This window comes from Lichenicoccus sp., from assembly GCF_965276875.1.
Taxonomy (GTDB): domain Bacteria; phylum Pseudomonadota; class Alphaproteobacteria; order Acetobacterales; family Acetobacteraceae; genus Lichenicoccus.
In genome coordinates this window covers 3,729,218-3,745,176 of sequence record NZ_OZ255701.1, presented here as the reverse complement: position 1 = coordinate 3,745,176, position 15,959 = coordinate 3,729,218, and the positions used below count along the sequence as shown (strand labels likewise).

Annotated in this window: 17 protein-coding genes and 1 pseudogene; 4 read left to right on the top strand and 14 right to left on the bottom strand. The window is 66.6% G+C overall.

The window, feature by feature from the left end:
* Positions 1-50 precede the first annotated feature (50 nt).
* From ACQY4K_RS18145 to ACQY4K_RS18110, 8 genes are all read right to left on the bottom strand, one after another.
* The gene (locus ACQY4K_RS18145) at positions 51-851 is read right to left on the bottom strand and encodes a beta-ketoacyl synthase chain length factor (RefSeq protein WP_428391596.1); all 801 of its coding nucleotides are present in this window, start codon (positions 849-851) and stop codon (positions 51-53) included.
* Positions 848-2,038: a beta-ketoacyl-[acyl-carrier-protein] synthase family protein gene (locus tag ACQY4K_RS18140; RefSeq protein WP_428391595.1), complete on the bottom strand. Its 1,191-nt coding sequence runs from the start codon at positions 2,036-2,038 to the stop codon at positions 848-850. The genes ACQY4K_RS18145 and ACQY4K_RS18140 overlap by 4 nt, the downstream gene beginning before the upstream one ends.
* Positions 2,035-4,326 carry an MMPL family transporter gene (locus ACQY4K_RS18135; protein ID WP_428391594.1) on the bottom strand — a complete coding sequence of 764 codons (2,292 nt, stop codon included), beginning with the start codon at positions 4,324-4,326 and terminating at the stop codon, positions 2,035-2,037. Before ACQY4K_RS18135 ends, ACQY4K_RS18140 begins: the two co-directional genes overlap by 4 nt.
* A complete protein-coding gene (locus tag ACQY4K_RS18130; protein WP_428391593.1) occupies positions 4,323-4,889 on the bottom strand; it encodes a LolA-related protein in 567 nt (188 codons plus the stop codon). Before ACQY4K_RS18130 ends, ACQY4K_RS18135 begins: the two co-directional genes overlap by 4 nt.
* A 1-nt stretch (position 4,890) precedes the next feature.
* The gene (locus ACQY4K_RS18125; protein WP_428391592.1) at positions 4,891-5,772 is read right to left on the bottom strand and encodes an acyltransferase; all 882 of its coding nucleotides are present in this window, start codon (positions 5,770-5,772) and stop codon (positions 4,891-4,893) included.
* Positions 5,769-6,074: a 3-hydroxyacyl-ACP dehydratase FabZ family protein gene (locus tag ACQY4K_RS18120; RefSeq protein ID WP_428391591.1), complete on the bottom strand. Its 306-nt coding sequence runs from the start codon at positions 6,072-6,074 to the stop codon at positions 5,769-5,771. The genes ACQY4K_RS18125 and ACQY4K_RS18120 overlap by 4 nt, the downstream gene beginning before the upstream one ends.
* Positions 6,067-7,200: an AMP-binding protein gene (locus ACQY4K_RS18115; protein WP_428391590.1), complete on the bottom strand. Its 1,134-nt coding sequence runs from the start codon at positions 7,198-7,200 to the stop codon at positions 6,067-6,069. Before ACQY4K_RS18115 ends, ACQY4K_RS18120 begins: the two co-directional genes overlap by 8 nt.
* Positions 7,201-7,364: 164 nt before the next feature.
* Positions 7,365-7,649 (bottom strand): phosphopantetheine-binding protein, encoded by a 285-nt coding sequence (locus ACQY4K_RS18110; RefSeq protein WP_428391589.1) that lies wholly within the window; start codon positions 7,647-7,649, stop codon positions 7,365-7,367.
* Between the two features lie 28 nt (positions 7,650-7,677).
* Between ACQY4K_RS18110 and ACQY4K_RS18105 the strand changes: the two genes are divergently transcribed.
* Entirely contained in the window at positions 7,678-8,304 is a 627-nt protein-coding gene (locus ACQY4K_RS18105) for a hypothetical protein (RefSeq protein ID WP_428391588.1), read from the top strand.
* A 20-nt stretch (positions 8,305-8,324) separates the two neighbouring features.
* Positions 8,325-9,071, top strand: coding sequence for a polysaccharide deacetylase family protein (locus ACQY4K_RS18100; RefSeq protein ID WP_428391587.1), 747 nt, complete (start codon positions 8,325-8,327; stop codon positions 9,069-9,071).
* Here ACQY4K_RS18100 and ACQY4K_RS18095 read toward each other — a convergent pair.
* Entirely contained in the window at positions 9,033-9,836 is an 804-nt protein-coding gene (locus ACQY4K_RS18095; RefSeq protein ID WP_428391586.1) for a glycosyltransferase family 2 protein, read from the bottom strand. The genes ACQY4K_RS18100 and ACQY4K_RS18095 overlap by 39 nt on opposite strands.
* Before the next feature lie 77 nt (positions 9,837-9,913).
* On the opposite strand from ACQY4K_RS18095, the gene ACQY4K_RS18090 reads away from it, so the two are divergent.
* Entirely contained in the window at positions 9,914-10,102 is a 189-nt protein-coding gene (locus ACQY4K_RS18090) for a transposase (RefSeq protein WP_428396208.1), read from the top strand.
* 226 nt (positions 10,103-10,328) lie between these two features.
* Here the strand turns inward: ACQY4K_RS18090 and ACQY4K_RS18085 are convergent, their stop codons facing one another.
* Both ACQY4K_RS18085 and ACQY4K_RS18080 read right to left on the bottom strand, forming a co-directional pair.
* Positions 10,329-10,745, bottom strand: coding sequence for a PIN domain-containing protein (locus ACQY4K_RS18085; RefSeq protein ID WP_428391585.1), 417 nt, complete (start codon positions 10,743-10,745; stop codon positions 10,329-10,331).
* Entirely contained in the window at positions 10,745-11,017 is a 273-nt protein-coding gene (locus tag ACQY4K_RS18080) for a FitA-like ribbon-helix-helix domain-containing protein (RefSeq protein ID WP_428391584.1), read from the bottom strand. Before ACQY4K_RS18080 ends, ACQY4K_RS18085 begins: the two co-directional genes overlap by 1 nt.
* Positions 11,018-11,084: 67 nt before the next feature.
* Here ACQY4K_RS18080 and ACQY4K_RS18075 point away from each other — a divergent pair, with 67 nt between their 5' ends.
* Positions 11,085-11,672: a recombinase family protein gene (locus tag ACQY4K_RS18075; protein ID WP_428391583.1), complete on the top strand. Its 588-nt coding sequence runs from the start codon at positions 11,085-11,087 to the stop codon at positions 11,670-11,672.
* A gap of 143 nt (positions 11,673-11,815) precedes the next feature.
* On the opposite strand, the pseudogene ACQY4K_RS18070 reads toward ACQY4K_RS18075, so the two are convergent.
* From ACQY4K_RS18070 to ACQY4K_RS18060, 3 genes and pseudogenes are all read right to left on the bottom strand, one after another.
* Positions 11,816-12,870: pseudogene (locus tag ACQY4K_RS18070) on the bottom strand (IS3 family transposase); the annotation flags it as partial.
* A gap of 367 nt (positions 12,871-13,237) precedes the next feature.
* The gene (locus ACQY4K_RS18065) at positions 13,238-14,383 is read right to left on the bottom strand and encodes a hypothetical protein (protein ID WP_428391582.1); all 1,146 of its coding nucleotides are present in this window, start codon (positions 14,381-14,383) and stop codon (positions 13,238-13,240) included.
* A gap of 1,134 nt (positions 14,384-15,517) precedes the next feature.
* Positions 15,518-15,955: a hypothetical protein gene (locus ACQY4K_RS18060; protein WP_428391581.1), complete on the bottom strand. Its 438-nt coding sequence runs from the start codon at positions 15,953-15,955 to the stop codon at positions 15,518-15,520.
* Between the last annotated feature and the right edge of the window lie 4 nt (positions 15,956-15,959).

Sequence of the window (15,959 nt, the reverse complement as noted above, 5' to 3'; positions counted from 1 at the left end):
CGTGGGTCAAAGCATAGCCACCCGTCAACACGCATGAAATTCGTATGAATTCAGCGCGGCGCGCTTTCCACCATGAGCAGGCCAGCGGCGTAGGGGAAGCCGAAGGTGGCGTCAGCACCGCTGGCGATCGCTTCCAGCAGGACCAAAGCGCGAGCGACGGGATTGGCTTGCCAGAGGAGGCGCAGGGCGGCCTGGATCGGGGCAGGTTCGGGCCCTGTGCGGCTCGGCGAGAAGGCGACCCGCACGTAAGCGAGATCTTGCGGCAACCGGGTTGGCGTCAGCACGAAGGCCGCGGCGAAGCCGATGGTGGTGGTGCGCAGCGCGCCCAGCGGCAGGCGCATCGGTGCGTCGTAGACGCATAGCAGCACCGGGGCGTCGGTGCTCCTGGCCTGTGCCGCGGCCTTGAGCAGGGCGGCGGCGAAGGTGGCGTCGTGGCAGCCCAGGCAGGTCACCGGGGCTGAGGAGCGGGTCGCGATCGCCCAGTAGCCGGCGACCGCGTTGTGCACCGAGTTGTGAAAGCGCGTCGGCGAGAGTAACGGGTCGGGGCTGGCAAGGGTGTCAAGCAGGTCGTGCACGACGGCACCGTCGCCGTTTGAGCTGCCGAATACCGAGGCGAGCGCGCCGGGGGCGTGGCCGGCCATCAGCGACGCCTCCTCGCAGACGCTGAGCGCCAGCTTGGCCAGCGGTCCGGCGCGACGCCGCTCGTTGGGCGAGAGCATCGATGGGAGCGGGATGTCGAGGGTGGCCGTGGGGTCATGCAAGGTGCGTCCGGCGAGGATCGGGCAGGACTCGGCCCAGGTGCCGAGGCCGGGTGCGCGGACGGCGACGCCGGTGAGGCCGAGTGCGATCATGTTGGCGCCCGCCCCAGCACCAAGCTGACATTGACGCCACCGAAGCCGAAGGAATTGCTCATCACGCGCGCGACGGGTGCCTGCGTGTTGCGTCGGGTCGGCGTGATCGGGATCGCAGGGTCGGGCGTGCCGAGCCCGAGGCAGCCGGGCAGCAGGTCGCCCGCGATGCACAGGCCCGATATCAGCGCCTCGACGATGCCGGAGGAGCCCATGCAGTGCCCGGTCCAGCCCTTGGTTGAAGCGCACGCCATGGTCCCGCCGAAGAGTCCGCGCATCGCGATCCCCTCCATCAAGTCGTTGGCGCGGGTGCCGGTGCCGTGCAGGTTGACATGGTCGATGTCGTCGGGCTCCAGGCCGGCGCTGTGTAGGGCGGCGCGCATCGCCTGCGCGGCCCCGATGCCGTCCGGCTGCGGCGAGGACATGTGGTAGCCGTCGCTGGAGGCGCCGACTCCGAGCAAGGCGAGGTCGGCGGGACCGTGCTGCGCGCGTTCGAGCAGGGCGAAGCCGGCCGCCTCGCCGATCGAGATGCCGGTGCGCGAGACGTCGAACGGCCGGCAGCGCTCCGGCGAGACCAATTCGAGTGCATTGAAGCCGTTCAATGTCAGCCGGCACAGCGAGTCCGTGCCGCCCACTATGGCGGCGTCGACGACACCCGCCTCGATGAGTTGGGCGCCGTCGAGGCAGGCCTGGGCGGACGAGGCACAGGCGGTGGAGACGGTCATCATCGGCCCCTCGACGCCGAGGCATGCCGCGACGAAGCGCGGCAGAGAAAATAAATCGTAGCTGTCATTGTAGGAGAACCATGCCGGCAGCAGCCCGGTGTCGGGGTCGCGGGCACGGTAGGCGTTCTCGGCCGAGAGGATCCCCGAGGTGCTGGTGCCGAGCACGACCGCGATGCGTCCGGCGCCGTAGCGCGCGATCGCGTCCGCGACGCCGGCGGCGAAGCCGTCGCCGCGTAGCGCGAGGTGGGCGAGCCGGTTGTTGCGGCAATCATAGCCGGCGAGGCCCGGCGGCAGGGGTGCGGCCTCCAGGCCGGCGACCCGGCCGATATGGCCACCGACGCGGACATCGTCGAAGTCGCATGGGGTCAGGGCCGAGCGCTCGGCGCGCAGCGCCTCCAGGGTCGCGGGCAGGCCACGTCCGAGGGCGGTGACCAGGGCGGTCGCGGTGAGAAAAAGCGGCGTCATGGCGTCTCTTTGGCGTGCTCACGGTTGGTGGGCGCTGGGCCTGCGAACAGGAAAGCGAAGCCGAACGCCAGCACCACACCGATGCTGACGGTGGCCCCGATCTGCCGCAGCAGCGGGGTATGGCACAGGCAGAGCAACGAGAAGGTCAGCAGCGCCATCACGTTGCAGGTGATCAGCGTGCGCATGGTGCGGGCGCGCTCCTCGGCGTCGAGCTGGGTGCGGGCGAAGAACAGCGCATAGTCGAGGCCGATGCCGCCGACGAACTGCAGCGCCACCAGATGGATCAATGAAAGGCTGCCGCGTCGGAGGTCGAGGATGGCGACGCTGACCAGCAGGGTGGCGGCGATCGCGCCCAGCACCCGCGCGGTGCGCCAGGGGTCGTGCTGGCCGAGGAACAGCAGCAGGGTCGCGGCAGCGGCCCCGGCGGCGAGATAGGGCCAGCCCTGGCTGGTATAGCCGGAGACCACGCGCTCGGTGGTGGCGCGTACATCGATGAAGCGCCAGCCGGGCCGGTGCGCAAACCTGGCGGCAAGGCGCGCCTCGTTGGTGGCCTGTCGGGGGATCACCGCGCCATACCAGGTGCCGCGCTGGCGGAACAACAACGAATCCAGCCTGGTGCGCAGCAGGATCGAGGGCAGGTCGGATTCGGTGAGCGGGGCTTGGGTGCGGGCGGCGGCGACATCGTGGGCGAAGCCGGCGAACGCGGTGGCGGTGAAGCCCAGGCCGCGGGCGGCGGTGTCGATGCGGGCGGACAGGGCGGCGGCGTCCGGCAGCGCCTGCTGGCGCGCGCGCTGTGCGGCGATGCTCGGCAGCAGAAGCGACGCCGCCTCGAAGCCGTCCAGCGGTCCGGCGGCCTCCTCGGCTTGCAGCACCGCCTGCCGGCTGGCGCCGCCGACCAGCGCCAACTGGCCGATCGTGGGGGCGCCGAGTTGGCCGCGCAACTGCCTGTCGAGAGCCAGCAGCGCCGGCGGCACCGGGGCCAGGCCGGCGAGGTCACGATCGAGGCGCGGTGGCCGCACGATTATAACGACGACGGCGGCGGCGACCGGCAGCAGGCCGAGCAGCCGCCAGCTTCGCAGGGTCTCGACGCGTTGCAGGAGGACCGGGTTGCCGGCATAAGCGGGGGCGATCCCGGCTTGCTCGATCAGCGGCGGCAGCAGCCAGCGGGTCACCGCGGCTGCCGTCAGGATGCCGGTCACCGCGAACAGGCCGAGTTGCGCCACGCCGGGAAACGACGAGCCCGCCATGCCGGACAGGCCGAGGCTGGCGGTCAGCACCGACAGTGTGAACGCGCTCCGGATTCGCCGGATCGTGACAGGTGCCGGCTCGCCGCGTTTGCGATGGCCGACCAGCAGCACCGGGTAGTCGACGGTAATCCCCAACATGACCATGCCAAAGCCCAGGGTAATGGCATGCACGAAGCCGAACGCTGCCTGCACCATCAGCGCCGCCGCCGCCAGGCTTAGCGGCACCGAGATGGCGATCGCGGCCAGCATCCAGGCCGAGTGGAAGCGCCAGACCAGCCAGCCTGTCACCAGGACCAGGGAGGCGACGGAGAGCAGCCGCACGTCCGACTGTACTGCAAGCGCGGCGGCTTCGGCGAACACCGGCACGCCGGTCAGCAACAGACGCGCATGGGGATTGAGGGCCGCGAAATCCGCGCGCAGGGCGCCCAAGGCGCGTGCCTGTCCGGCCTGATCGTCGCCGCCGGCGCGCATCCGCACAATCAGCAGGGCGCGCGTCGGGCCTGGGCCGGAGGCGAACCAGACGCCGTCGCGGAGCGTGGCCCCGCCGCCGCCCTGCCAGGTGGTGAGCAGTGCTGGCAGGGCGCCGGTGGGGTCGGGCATGCCGAATTGCTGCACCAGCGGCGAGGCCGCGGATTCGAGGCCATGCCGCAATTTGATAAAATCGGCGCGCAGGGCGGCGACAGAAAAGGCGTCTGGGGGCGTGGGCGCCAGCAGATAGCGGTCAGCGAACAGGGCGGCGATCACCTCGGGGGCGAGCAGATGCCGGCCGTTCTGGGCGAAGCGGAACCGCGGATCGGCCGACAGGCGGGCGCCCAGGCGGTCGCTGAGGCTGGCGAGGGACGCCGCGTCGCGCCCTTCAAGCCCGATCATCAGCAGGCTGGAGGCGGTGCCCGTGCGCAGCTCCTGCGTCATCAGCCGGGCGGTGCGGTCCCCTGCCGCCGGAAGCAACGCGGTCAGGTCGCTGCGGACTCGGATCTGGCTGAACACCAGCCCCGCGAGCGCCAGTGCCAGCAGCATGGCCGAGAGCAGCGGCGCCCTCACCGTTCCGGGGTCAGCATGATGCGCTGCTCGTCGCCGCCCACCTGGGCGATGTCGATCTGGCGGACCTCGGCGAAGCTGCCGTCGATGGTGGCGCGACGCACCACCTGGGCGGTGACGTTGCCGCCCGGTAGCAGCGTAATCCGCCAGGCCGAGAGTGGGCCCGCCTCGCTCACCCGGAAATGCCGGCGCAACGCGGCAACGTCGCCGGCGAGCGCGCCGCGCAAGGTGTCGGCGAGGATACGCAAGGCTGGGCTGTCACCCGTGGACAGCCGGCGGGTGGCGGCACCCGGGCGGCTGATGCTGACCTCGCGGCCGGCGATCACCAGCGTCTCCGGGTGTGGCGCGGTGGTGTGCTGCTCGAGCGTGTCGGGCTTGCGGAAGACCATTTGGCCTCGGCTTTGCAGCGGTTGGGTCAGGCTGGAGATGTGCTTCTCCTCGGTGAAGCTGGCGGTGCGCGACGGTTGGCTCGCGAGCCCCTCGGCGATCTGGCGCAGGATCGCGGGATCTGCGTAGGCCGGGACCGCGGCCAGCAGGCCGGCGAGCAGGCAGCGGGGGGCACGCATCTCAGCCTCTCCAGAACGGATAGAAGTTGAACCAGTTATAGGGCGTCTCCCGGCAGCGCTCGGCCAGGCTCGCCGCATAACGCTCGATCCACGTCCGCAAATCCTGATTGCGGGCGTCGCGTCGCAGAACGATCCGCTCGGCGAACGGCTCGAAACGCAGCGCGTAGCGACGCGGGCCGGTGCGCAGGCCGTAGAACAGCATCACCGGCGCCTGCACCACCGAGGCGATGATCAGTGGACCGCCGGCGAAACGCGCCGCGTCGCCGAGGAAGGCGACCGGCAACGTGCGCTCGCCGTCGGGTGCGCGGTCGGCGAGGAAGCCCACCATTTCCCCGCGGGCGAGGCTCTCATGTACGTCGAGCATGGCGCCGGGTCGGCCGATCTCGATGATGCCGGCGGCCATCTCCGGGTCGAGCCGTTCCAGCATGGCGGTCAGCGGGCCCTGCTTGCGCCGGAACATAACCGGCCGCACCTTGACCGGGGCGCCGCGACCGAACGCCCGTAACACGTCGAAGCTGCCCATATGCGAACCCAGCAGCACACAGCCGCGGCCAGCGTCCAGGATCGCATCGAGCGCCTCCAGCCCGCTGACGTCCAGCTGATAACCGCGCGTGCGCCCGGTCAGGAAGAACACCCGGTCGAGGATCACGCAGGCGAAGGTGAAGATATGGCGCAGCACCTGGCCCTCGTGCGGCCGGTGGCCCAACGCGCGCCGAAGATAGTCGCGCGAGGCGATCCGGGTCGGGCGCGAGGCGAGATAGAAATACAGCGTGATCGGGTAGAGCAGCGCGGTGCCAGTGTGCCAGCCGAGACGGCGCACGAGCCAGACCATGATGCGCAGCATCGCGGCACTGCCGAGTTCGCGATCGGCGGCCCAGCTCACACCGGTGGGTGGTCCGACAGGTTGGCAATTCCTGACAACACGGGCCCGTCGGCATCCGCGGCAGTGAATTCGATGCCGCCGCGCGTCGCCGGCCGGCACTGCACAATGAGCGTGGTTCCGGGTCGCACCGGGCGCCGGAAGCGGACCCCTCGCACGGCGCAGATCGCCTGGCCGGGGTGAGCGGCCGCAATCACCGCAAGCGCATGGTCGAGCAGCACGACCCCCGGTACGATCGGGCGTCCGGGAAAATGGCCCGGCAGGCTGGGATGGTCGGCGGCGATGGTGAAGGCGGCCTCAGTCATCCGCCTTGTCCAGCAGTGCCCGCAACGCCTCGCGCGGCAGCTTGCCGACCTCGTTGCGCGGCAGCCGGTCGCACAGGATCAGCCGTCGCGGCAGGAACAGCGGATCGATCTCGTGGCGCAAGGCCGCCAGCAGGGCACGGGCGTCGCCTCCGGGGGCCACCGCGAAGGCCAGCAGCCGCGCGCCGGGACGCTGATTGAGGTCGTCGGGGACGATAAACACGCCGTCGATGACGCCATCAATGGCCCGCAGCGTTCGGCCGAGGCCTTCGAGCGAGGCTCGCCTGCCGCCGATCTTGACCAGGTCGCCGCTGCGTCCGAGCAGCAGGAACCCGCTGCCGTCCGGATGCCGCTCGATGATGTCGCTCAGCGGGTGTGGTGCGGCATGCGGGGCATGCACGACCGGCGCTTCGTCCGTGCCGGACAGGGCGATCCCGGGATAGAGCGTCCAGCCCGCCTCGTCGAGGGTGCGCCGGCTGGCGATCGAGCCGACTTCGGTGGCGCCGAAGATCTCCGACACCAGCGCGCCCCACTCGTCGCGCGCGCGCGCGGCAAGCGCCTGCTCCAATGGCGCCGTGGCCGAGATCACCTGCTCGGGCGGGCGTTCGAGCGGTTGTTCGAGCAAAGCCCGCAGATGCACCGGCGTGGTCACCAGGATACGCCGGCCGCGCACCTCGCTCAGGGCTGCGCGTATGTCGGCCGGATAGAAGGTCGGTCCGCACCAGCTCGCGCAGTCGCCATGCAGCGGCAACAGCACGGTGGTCTCGAAGCCATACATGTGATGCGGCGGCACGGTGCCGACTATCGCGGGCGACCCCCCGCCTACAAGCCCGAAGCGCTCGGCCGCCGCCTGGCTGCGTGCGACCAGCTCGCCCCAGCATTTGCGCGCGGCACTCGGCGCCCCGGTGCTGCCGGAGGTCAGGACGATGGCGGCTTGCTGGGCCAAAGGCAGTGCCGGCGGCGGCCAGGACTCCGACAGGTCGGCGGCCGGCCCGATTGCGGCGACAGCAATGTCGTCGAGGGCGATGCTGCCGGGGTGATCGGTGTGGATACGCGACACCGCGCGCGCAGAATGATCGCCGCTGAGCAGCGATACACGCCCGGCCAGCAGGCAGGCCGCGAACAGCACGGCGAAGCGGGCACGATCGGTGCACAGATTGATGACCGCGCCGCCGGGCGGCAGCCGCGCCGCCAGCCAGAGCGCATCGGCGAGGAAACGGCGCGCCGAGATCTCCCGCCCCGGTGCGCGGAACAGGATCGCGTCCGGCGTCCGATCGGTGAGGGGCTCGCGGCTCAGCGTATGCGGGTCCGTTCGATATGGGCAGACAGCGCGCGCAGGCTGGAGAAAATCTCGCCGTTGCGCTCGTCGTCTGACTTCAGCTCGATGCCGTAGCGGCGCGACAGCGCCAGCGCGATCTCCAGCGCGTCGATCGAGTCGAGTCCAAGCCCCTCCTTGAACAGCGGCTCGCCGGGCAGGATGTCGGCGGCCGCGACTTCGAGCTGCAGGGTCTCGACGAGGAGGGTTGCGACCTCCGCCTCCATTGTGGATTGCGCGGCGTGAGCGACTGCGGCACGCATGCTGACTTGCTGTCCTGGATCGTCCGCCATGGCTCGCTCTATATCAGCCGCGGAAAGGCGACAACAGCACGGCGTTTGGACGCTGCTGCTGGCGGCGACTGCCCTGCTGCTGCATCTCGGTCTGCAGCGGCCGCTCGCCTGGACCGCGCTGGCGGCACTCGCCGCCGTGCAGGTCCTGTGCGTGGCGACCTTGCGCTCGCCCGGCGGACTGGCCTTTCTGCTGGCGCTGCCGGCGTGTGCGCTGATGCCGCGTTTGGGTGTGGTCGCGGCACTGCTGGTCTCGCACACCGCGCTCTATGGCGGCCTGACGCTGTTGTTCGGTCGCTCGCTGCTGCCCGGCCGCGAGCCGCTGGTGACCGCAATGGCGCGCATCGTTGAGCCGGAGCTGACGCCAACGATGCGCGTCTACACACGACGCGTCACCTGGCTATGGACGCTCTATGGACCAATGCAGATCGCGGTCTCGCTGCTGTTGCTGCGGTTCGCCACGCTGCGGGCCTGGTCGGTGTTCGTGAACCTGATCGATCTGCCGTTGCTGGCGTCGACCTTCGGGCTCGAGTTCGCCGCGCGTCGCTGGCTGCTGGGCGGCCGCAGCCAGGCGACGTTGCGCGACACCGTGCGGGTCGCGGTCCTGCACTGGCGGGGCGCGTCCTGAATCGTTTTGTCCGTGCCTCGGTGGCGCTGCACGCGGCGGCGCTGGCCGGCGTGCTCGCGCGGCCGCGGCACTGGCGCTGGGCGGCCGGCGCGGTGGTGCTTGACCAGGCGTTGCTCACCGGCGCGGGAATGCTGCCGCGCAGCCGCTGGCTGGGACCGAACCTGAGCCGGCTGGAGGATCCGGGCCGCGCCGTCGCCCTGACCTTCGATGACGGACCCGATCCGGAGGTGACGCCGCGTGTGCTCGACATGCTGGACGAAGCCGGCATGCGCGCCAGCTTCTTTTGCATCGGCGCGCGGGCCCGCGCGCAGGCCGCACTCGTGGGCGAGATCGCGCGGCGCGGGCATACGGTGGAGAACCATAGTATGAACCATTTGTATCGGTTCGCCGCGCTCGGACCGCGGGCACTGGCGCGCGAGGTGATGACGGCGCAGGCGATCCTGGCGGACTGCACGGGCGCGCCGCCGGTCTGGTTCCGGGCGCCGATGGGCCTGCGCAGTCCGCTGTTGCAGCCGGTGCTGGAGAGTGCCGGGCTGCGCCTCGCCTCCTGGAGTCGGCGGGCGCTAGACGGAGTATCCGGCGACCAGGGCGCCGCCGTGCGCCGGCTGACGCGCGGGCTCGCCGCCGGTGACGTGCTGCTGATGCATGACGGCAACTGCGCGCGCGACCGAGAGGGGCGCCCGGTGGTGCTGAGCGCCATGCCGCCTTTGTTGCTGCGGCTCAGGCAGTCAGGCCTGCTCGGGCGCGCTCTTCCGCGGGCAGCATGAGCGTAGCCGCAGCACCACCGGCAGATGCAGGGCCAGCGCGCTCACTCCCAGCCGCAGATGCATCCAGACCAGCCACAGATTGTCGCGGCCATAGCGGAAATGCGACACCCCGCCCTGCTCCGGCCGCAGGTATCGCACCGGGGCTGCGAGCCGGATCGGCGTGACACCCGCCCAGGCCAGCCGAACCGCCGCCTCCGGGTCGAAATCAAAGCGGCGCATCCAGCGGGTGCGGCGCATGATCGCGCGCAACGGCGCGATCGGATAGACGCGAAACCCGAACAGGCTGTCGCCGATCCCACCGTCGCCGGTCTCCAGGCGTGCGAACGCGTTCGACAGACGCCGGCCCTGGACGCGCAACCCCGGCGCGTCGTCGCCGAACCGGGGCACACCCAGCACCATCGCCTCGGGGGCGCGGACCGAGACATGCATGAAGCGGGCGATATGGTCGGCGGGATGCTGGCCGTCGGCATCCATCGTCAGGACATGGGTGAAGCCCGCCGCCGCCGCGGCGTCCAGGCCGGCGAGGATGGCCGCCCCCTTGCCGCGATTACGCGGCCTGGCCAGCACCCGCAGGTTCGGGTCGGACGCCGCGAGCTCGGCCACGGCGCGGTCGCTGCCGTCGGTGCTGCCATCGACCACCACCCAGACCGGCGCCCAGGCGCTGCGTGCCTCGCGCACCGTCGCCAGCAAACGCGGGCCGGTGTTGTAGCTAGGGATCAGCACGAGATGGGTGGCTGAGGCGCCGCTTGAAACTCCTCCACTCACCGCTGTGCTCCTTGGCTAGGCTCGCCGACGTCGAGCGCGACATCGAGGGTCTGCTCGACACCTGCGAGGTCGGCAAACTGCTCGACACCATAGAGGGAATCGGACCGCAATCCGCCGCATGCATCATCGCCGCCGTCGGCGACCCGGCCCGCTGCAAAAGCGCCATTGCCTGGCCCGCTATTTCGGCGTCGTCCGCGGCCTCAAGCAATCCGGCAAGTCCACCAAAACCAGGGCTTCCATCGCGCCAATGGGGAACCTGCGCATAACGCTCTGGCTGCGCACCTTCTATGAACGGCTCCGGGCAGCCGGGAAACCCGCCAAACTGGCCCTCGTCGCCGCACCGGGAAAGCTCACGCATGCCGTCTACAGCCTCGACAAACACGGCCGCCCGTTCGAGATCAGAACAGAGCACGCACCGGTGGCGTAGCCCCGACATAACGCAGCCGTTCGCGCCTGCGGGACGCGCAACCGCTTGCTCAACGTGACGGTATCTCATCCCACGGGTTGACGAGCGGCACACCCACACCCTCGAAGTCGGCCACGTTGCGGGTGACCACGCTCGCCCTGCGCACGCGCGCAATTGCCGCCAACATGAGATCCACGGTCCCGCTCGACCGCCCAACCTTCCGGCGCGCTGCGAATACTATCGGCATAGGCAGCCGCCGCTTCGATGTCGAATGGCAGGATGCGACCGTCGGAATCATCGGCGAACATGGCGGGCGCGGCTTCCTCCAGGTCGGCGCGGCGACGGCCGCCCAGCATGATGGCGAGGCCGGAGAGAATTTCTGCCTGGCACACGGCGGCCGTGAACAGCTCATCCGATGGCTGGCGGACAATCCAATCCGCGATCTTACGCTCAGGCTCGGGACGCATGATCTCGGAGAGCATATCGGTATCGAGCATCAGCATCAGTCGAACTGGGGCGGCTCGCGGACCGGCTCGCGCGGAGGCAGTTCGAGATCGATCCCACCCGGCGGTGCAAAGCGGGCGCGTATTCGGTCATACAGGTGGCGCACAGGCGCACCGCCCTGCGGCGTCAGCACGGTTTGAAGGATGCGGCGCGCCTCCGCCTCCATTGATTGGCCGCGCTGGGCGGCGCGGACGCGCAGCCGCTCCTTGAGGGCCGGGTCAAGATTGCGGATGGTGATCGAGGCTGGGACAAGAGGTTTGTTGGCATACATACCCCTATGTGATCAGTGACCTCAATGATGTCAAACGGCGCGTTACATTGTTTCAAACGCGCGCTTGATGGGACTATACACTGGCTTTGGGCGTTCTTTTCACATTCGTCCATTATACCTATACATACTCGTGTGTCGACCAACGGGCAAACGACCGCGCCCCAGATTGACGATCTCGCCGCGACTGGACCTAACCCGGATCGTCACCGAACAAATCGGCGGCGCCATTCTGGCCAAGCAGCGAACTAAGCTAGCCGGACTCCTCAACGCGCTCCAGCCGGGCAACACGCTGGCAGCTGTGCGCCTCGATCTCGGCCGAAACCCAACCGACGTGCTCACTCTGGCACACGACCTGACAGCTAGAGGCGTCTGCCTCCGGCTAATGGACTTGGGTGCCGAGACCGGCACGCCCACGGGCGACCTAGTTCTCTCCATCCTGGCTGGCGTCGCAGGATGGGGAGCGCGCCATCCTTCGGCAGCGAACCCGGAAAGGCCTGGCGGCTGCGAGGCGTCGGGGCCAGCCCTTGGGTCGACACCGATGCTCGACCTTTACCAAATCGCGCACGCCGCCGAGTTGGCAAGGCGGGGCATTCTATCTGCGAAATTAGTCGTCGGCTGGGTTGTGACCTGCCCGACTTCTTCGGACCACGGTTAAGTGGAAAGACTGGCCCTCTGCTGCTGCCCTTGCCCCAGCCGGGGCGGTGATAGGACGGGCCGGGACGCGGAGGCCCCACATACCGCAGCGTCCCGGCCCGTCCTAACACGGGGCGCTGTCGTCGCCAGACCGGCCACAAATGCGGCCGGAGTTCGATAGCCAAGGCTCGAATGCGGTCGCACCTCGTTGTAGTGCCGGCGCCAGCTTTCGATCAAAACCCGAGCCTCGGCCCGCGAGCGGAACCACTCCATGTTCAGGCATTCGTCGCGGAACTTGCCATTGAAGCTCTCGCAGACGCCATTCTGCCACGGCTTGCCCGGATTGATCAGCGCTGTTCCGATCTTCTGCTTGCTGATCCACTTCATCAGCGCCTTCGAGACGAACTCCGGGCCGTTGTCCGACCTCAGAAACCGAGGTGCACCGCGCTCGCTCACCAGCCGCGACAACACCTCGATCACACGCGTCGACCGTAGCCGGGCGTCGACCGTGATCGCCAACGCTTCCTTGGTGAACTCGTCGGTCACCGTCAGACACTTGAGCTGCTGGCCGCTCGCGCAGCGATCGAACACGAAATCATACGACCACACCTCGTTCGCCGAACCAGGTGCCAGCGGCCGGGGTCGCGACGACGCAATCCGCTTGCCAGGCCCCTTGCGCGGCACCTGCAACCTGGCTGATCGCCACAGACGATGCGCGCGGCTGGCGCTCATCACCTCGCCCTCGCGGGCCAGGAACACGCGGATCCGGCGATAGCCATAGCGTGGATAGGTCGCCGATAGCGCCTTCATCTGCTTCACCACCCCCTCGTCCTTCACCGCCATGCGGCTCGTGTAGTCCAGCGCTGACCGCGCCACCGAGAACAGCGTGCAAGCCTGCCGCAGCGAGAGACCCCGCTCACGGCCATACGCCACCTGCCGGCGTCGAGCCTGCACGCTCACCAGTTTTTTTCCGCAACTTCCTTCATCACCTCGATCTCGAGATCGCGCTCGGCCACCAGCTTCTTCAGCCGGCCGTTCTCGACCTCGAGCTGGCGAAGGCGCCGGACACCCTCCGACTTCAGGTCTCCAAAACGCTTGCGCCAAGTGTAGATCGTCTGCTCGCTGACACCATGCCGCTTCGCGACATCCGACACCGCCTCCCGGTCCGACTCGCGGACAATCCCCACGACCTGCTCATCCGTAAATCTCGACTTGCGCATTGCCCCCTCCATCGAGGGGCCAGTCTGTCACATAATCCGTGGTCCGAAATTCCGGGAGCAGGCCAGGTTGCAGCTCATCACTAGCTCATCGCGCCGTTGCAAAAAAGCGTTAAAGTGGGTCAGATCAGGGAGCGCCGTTCCCCTTTCACTGGCACCTACAAGGAAGCGCTTCTTTGCTTGCTCGACAAGCGAGAGCAACAGCCACGCTTTTCGCCTCCGATCGCCGATCGAAGCAGATTACGCAACAGGCTTGACTGATCGATGCCCAAATCCTGGGACAGACGACGCAATTGGCTTGCGTCGTCTGGATCGCACCGGAATGTAATTGAGGTAAGCAGCTTAGGTTTACGCATGAGCGCCGCCTACCTCACAGAATCTCGGGTAGTGCTTCCCGGCTCGGTCCTTTTCCGCGCCATGAAAGCTGTGCAACTTTCTTGTCCTGACGGTAGGCGTTCCAGGCCTTTACCGTAAGGACAAAACGTTCACTCTCAGCCAACTTTACTTTGCGGGACAAGCGATCATTTAGAAGGCGCTCCCGAATATGCCAGACCGGCATATCCTTCGTAAGATTCTGGCCGTCGACAATCCTTTCAAAGAATTCTTCTGCTGCGTTAGCATTTTTCCTACTAAACAAGTAGTGCAACGCGATTCCCATCGCAGGCGCCATCACATGACGGATGCGATTGGACAGTTTTAAGCTCTCTATTATTCCGTTATGTCGAGAAAGAATGTTGTCCAGCTCCGAGTTTGTAGGTGCCTGCACTCTGTCGAAAATCTTCTTTTCTTCGACCATCCAAAGCCAGCGCAGTGCAGCAGCTAGGGCTGCAGTGCTTTTCTCGCCGCGCTGCTTCAAGATCTCGGCAAACGCACGACGACCACCCAGGTCAAAGGTGTCAAAAACACCCTCATCCAGGTTTTGAACGACGATTGCTGGGAACGAGACCTCGCTCTGCACGCAAGCATGCAAACGATGTTGACCATCCAACAGTCGACCAGATTTTCCAATCTTGATCGTCTGTCCGTTAAGCAACCATCGCCGAGCAGTCATATCGCGACGATACTTCGCCACAACACCCGGCGCGACGATCCTATTGCCAGGATTGTTGCCAAGGAGCTCCCGCGCCCTCTCGGGCGTGATTTCAACGACATCAACGTCAATGGCGCCATTGTCGGAATCATTGCGAGCCGTGACTATTGTGGTCGGCTGGAGTTCAGCCTGATCTGCAACCTCGAGCCCTAAAATGTCGGGGAATTTCTCACGGCCTGGGTTGAAGCGAACAAGGCGTAAACCGTGACCTTCCGTAAACGCATTCCAAGCCTTGATTGAGAGAGCCAGCGTGGTGGTTTGGACCCTTCGACCACCTTGCTGCGCCATATCGTCCAGTGCCAACCGAAGGACGGTTGCTGGACTGCCTTCAACTTTATCAATAAAGGCCTGGAAAAACTCATCGGCCTGAGTAGAGTCCACGCGACTAAAGAGATGGTGGAGCGCGATGCCAACGCCGAGCGGCATAGATGGTGCCGCGTCTTGTGCAACGACGATGCTATCTGTTCGGATCTCCGGATGAGAGTCTAAAAGGGCCAGCAGCTCACCCGCAGAGGCTTGCTTGCTTTGCGAGGCAAGGTCTCTGTGAAGGTATCGCCAGATTACCATTAAGGACGCAGCGAGCTGACGGCCGTGCGGCTCCCGCCGGATGTGGAGAATGTCTCCCAGTGTGCGCTTGCGGACCGCGTCAAGCGTCTCAAACGTTGTCGGCTCAACGCCATAAATAACTAACGTTGTGAATGGCTTATCACACTTTACGCACGCCTTCAGTCGTGCGTACCCATCTAGAAGAGCGTTCCTGTCTGAAAAGAGTACCGGCTCACCATCAGCTTCCAGGCGCCGCGGTCCATCTCGCTTGCGTAGTTGGTAACAGCACGCACACTTGCGCGATGCTGACTGTCTGCTGTTGCAAGCCATACCTCTGCCTTCGCAGACGTTACCACCGTAACCTCGTGTCGCACGGCCAAAAAAGCAGGACTTTGGGTAGATAATTGAAGGTTGATATCCATAGGATTGGCCCTGCTGTTGTGTGCGGCAATCTAACGAGGAAAGGCGGCCTTACAGCAAGGAAATTTGTGTCTTACTTGATGGTTGCGACAACACGTGAAGCGCCGTCTTACAAAAGTCAATCTCTTCAAACCGTGTCAAGGCCCTGATAAGACTGAACGAAAGCAACATTTTTGCCTGTTATCTCGTGCAGATTATAGTGGTCGGGTTTGGGGGTGTTGCGGCGCGAATCGGCTCAGGTTCGGGAAAGAACATGCCGTGCTCCCGCGTCCGGCACTGCACGACTTATGGCGGCTCCGGCGCACCCTGTTTGGGGCACCTCACGGTTCGCTCAAAAGCGCGCGTTAAGCAGCAGAGGCTGCGAAATCAGGGGCTTTCGCACAGTTAAATATTTAGACGGTAGATCGTAACCATACCCAATCACGGAGTTGACCGTCCTATGCTGCCGGGCTACCCCGGGGTCACGACAAAGAACGTGGCGTGATCGTCGGTAGGGTCGCATAACACCTGCCGGAGGCGGTAGCGCAGGGCTACCGGGTAAGTGGAGATGACCCCCCTAAAAGCAGTTGGGTCACGCGTAGAGCCTATACCGCGTCATTCTGATCTCGGCACGGCATTCACCGCCCAACCTTTCAGGGCAGCGATGAACTTGAGGCGGATTTCTTCGAATAGGCCATAAGGCAGGGGACCGTATGCCGAGCTCTGTGCGTCGCCTGGTCGCAATGGGCGCAAGTCCGGCCCCGGCCAGGTAAAGCGGTTCGCCTCAGCCAACACTACCCATGACCGCTCATCGTCCAATTTCAATCGGCGTTTGACAGCAGCAGGAATTTCAACGGCAAGTAGAGGATTGGGTGGCGGCGTGTGCGAAATCGGCAGCACCGTCACCACTTGGCCGCCCGTCTCGTTTGCCATGGTGAGAACGACGGTGCACGGCCTGTCCTTTACGCCTTCCTCCTGGCCGCGTGCGTGTTCCGACGCCCAAAGGTAGCTGTAGCGGATAACCAGGCCGGGGGCAGGATCGGGGAAGGCCATACGG

What these genes read in the sequence shown, in the direction of transcription:
- ACQY4K_RS18080 (WP_428391584.1), bottom strand. Translation starts at nt 11,017, where the DNA reads ATGTATGCCAACAAACCTCTTGTCCCAGCCTCGATCACCATCCGCAAT.
- ACQY4K_RS18110 (WP_428391589.1), bottom strand. Translation starts at nt 7,649, where the DNA reads ATGCGTGCCGCAGTCGCTCACGCCGCGCAATCCACAATGGAGGCGGAG.
- ACQY4K_RS18060 (WP_428391581.1), bottom strand. Translation starts at nt 15,955, where the DNA reads ATGGCCTTCCCCGATCCTGCCCCCGGCCTGGTTATCCGCTACAGCTAC.
- ACQY4K_RS18120 (WP_428391591.1), bottom strand. Translation starts at nt 6,074, where the DNA reads ATGACTGAGGCCGCCTTCACCATCGCCGCCGACCATCCCAGCCTGCCG.
- ACQY4K_RS18140 (WP_428391595.1), bottom strand. Translation starts at nt 2,038, where the DNA reads ATGACGCCGCTTTTTCTCACCGCGACCGCCCTGGTCACCGCCCTCGGA.
- ACQY4K_RS18085 (WP_428391585.1), bottom strand. Translation starts at nt 10,745, where the DNA reads ATGCTGATGCTCGATACCGATATGCTCTCCGAGATCATGCGTCCCGAG.
- ACQY4K_RS18075 (WP_428391583.1), top strand. Translation starts at nt 11,085, where the DNA reads ATGGGACTATACACTGGCTTTGGGCGTTCTTTTCACATTCGTCCATTA.
- ACQY4K_RS18065 (WP_428391582.1), bottom strand. Translation starts at nt 14,383, where the DNA reads ATGCCGCTCGGCGTTGGCATCGCGCTCCACCATCTCTTTAGTCGCGTG.
- ACQY4K_RS18130 (WP_428391593.1), bottom strand. Translation starts at nt 4,889, where the DNA reads ATGCGTGCCCCCCGCTGCCTGCTCGCCGGCCTGCTGGCCGCGGTCCCG.
- ACQY4K_RS18145 (WP_428391596.1), bottom strand. Translation starts at nt 851, where the DNA reads ATGATCGCACTCGGCCTCACCGGCGTCGCCGTCCGCGCACCCGGCCTC.
- ACQY4K_RS18105 (WP_428391588.1), top strand. Translation starts at nt 7,678, where the DNA reads ATGGCTCGCTCTATATCAGCCGCGGAAAGGCGACAACAGCACGGCGTT.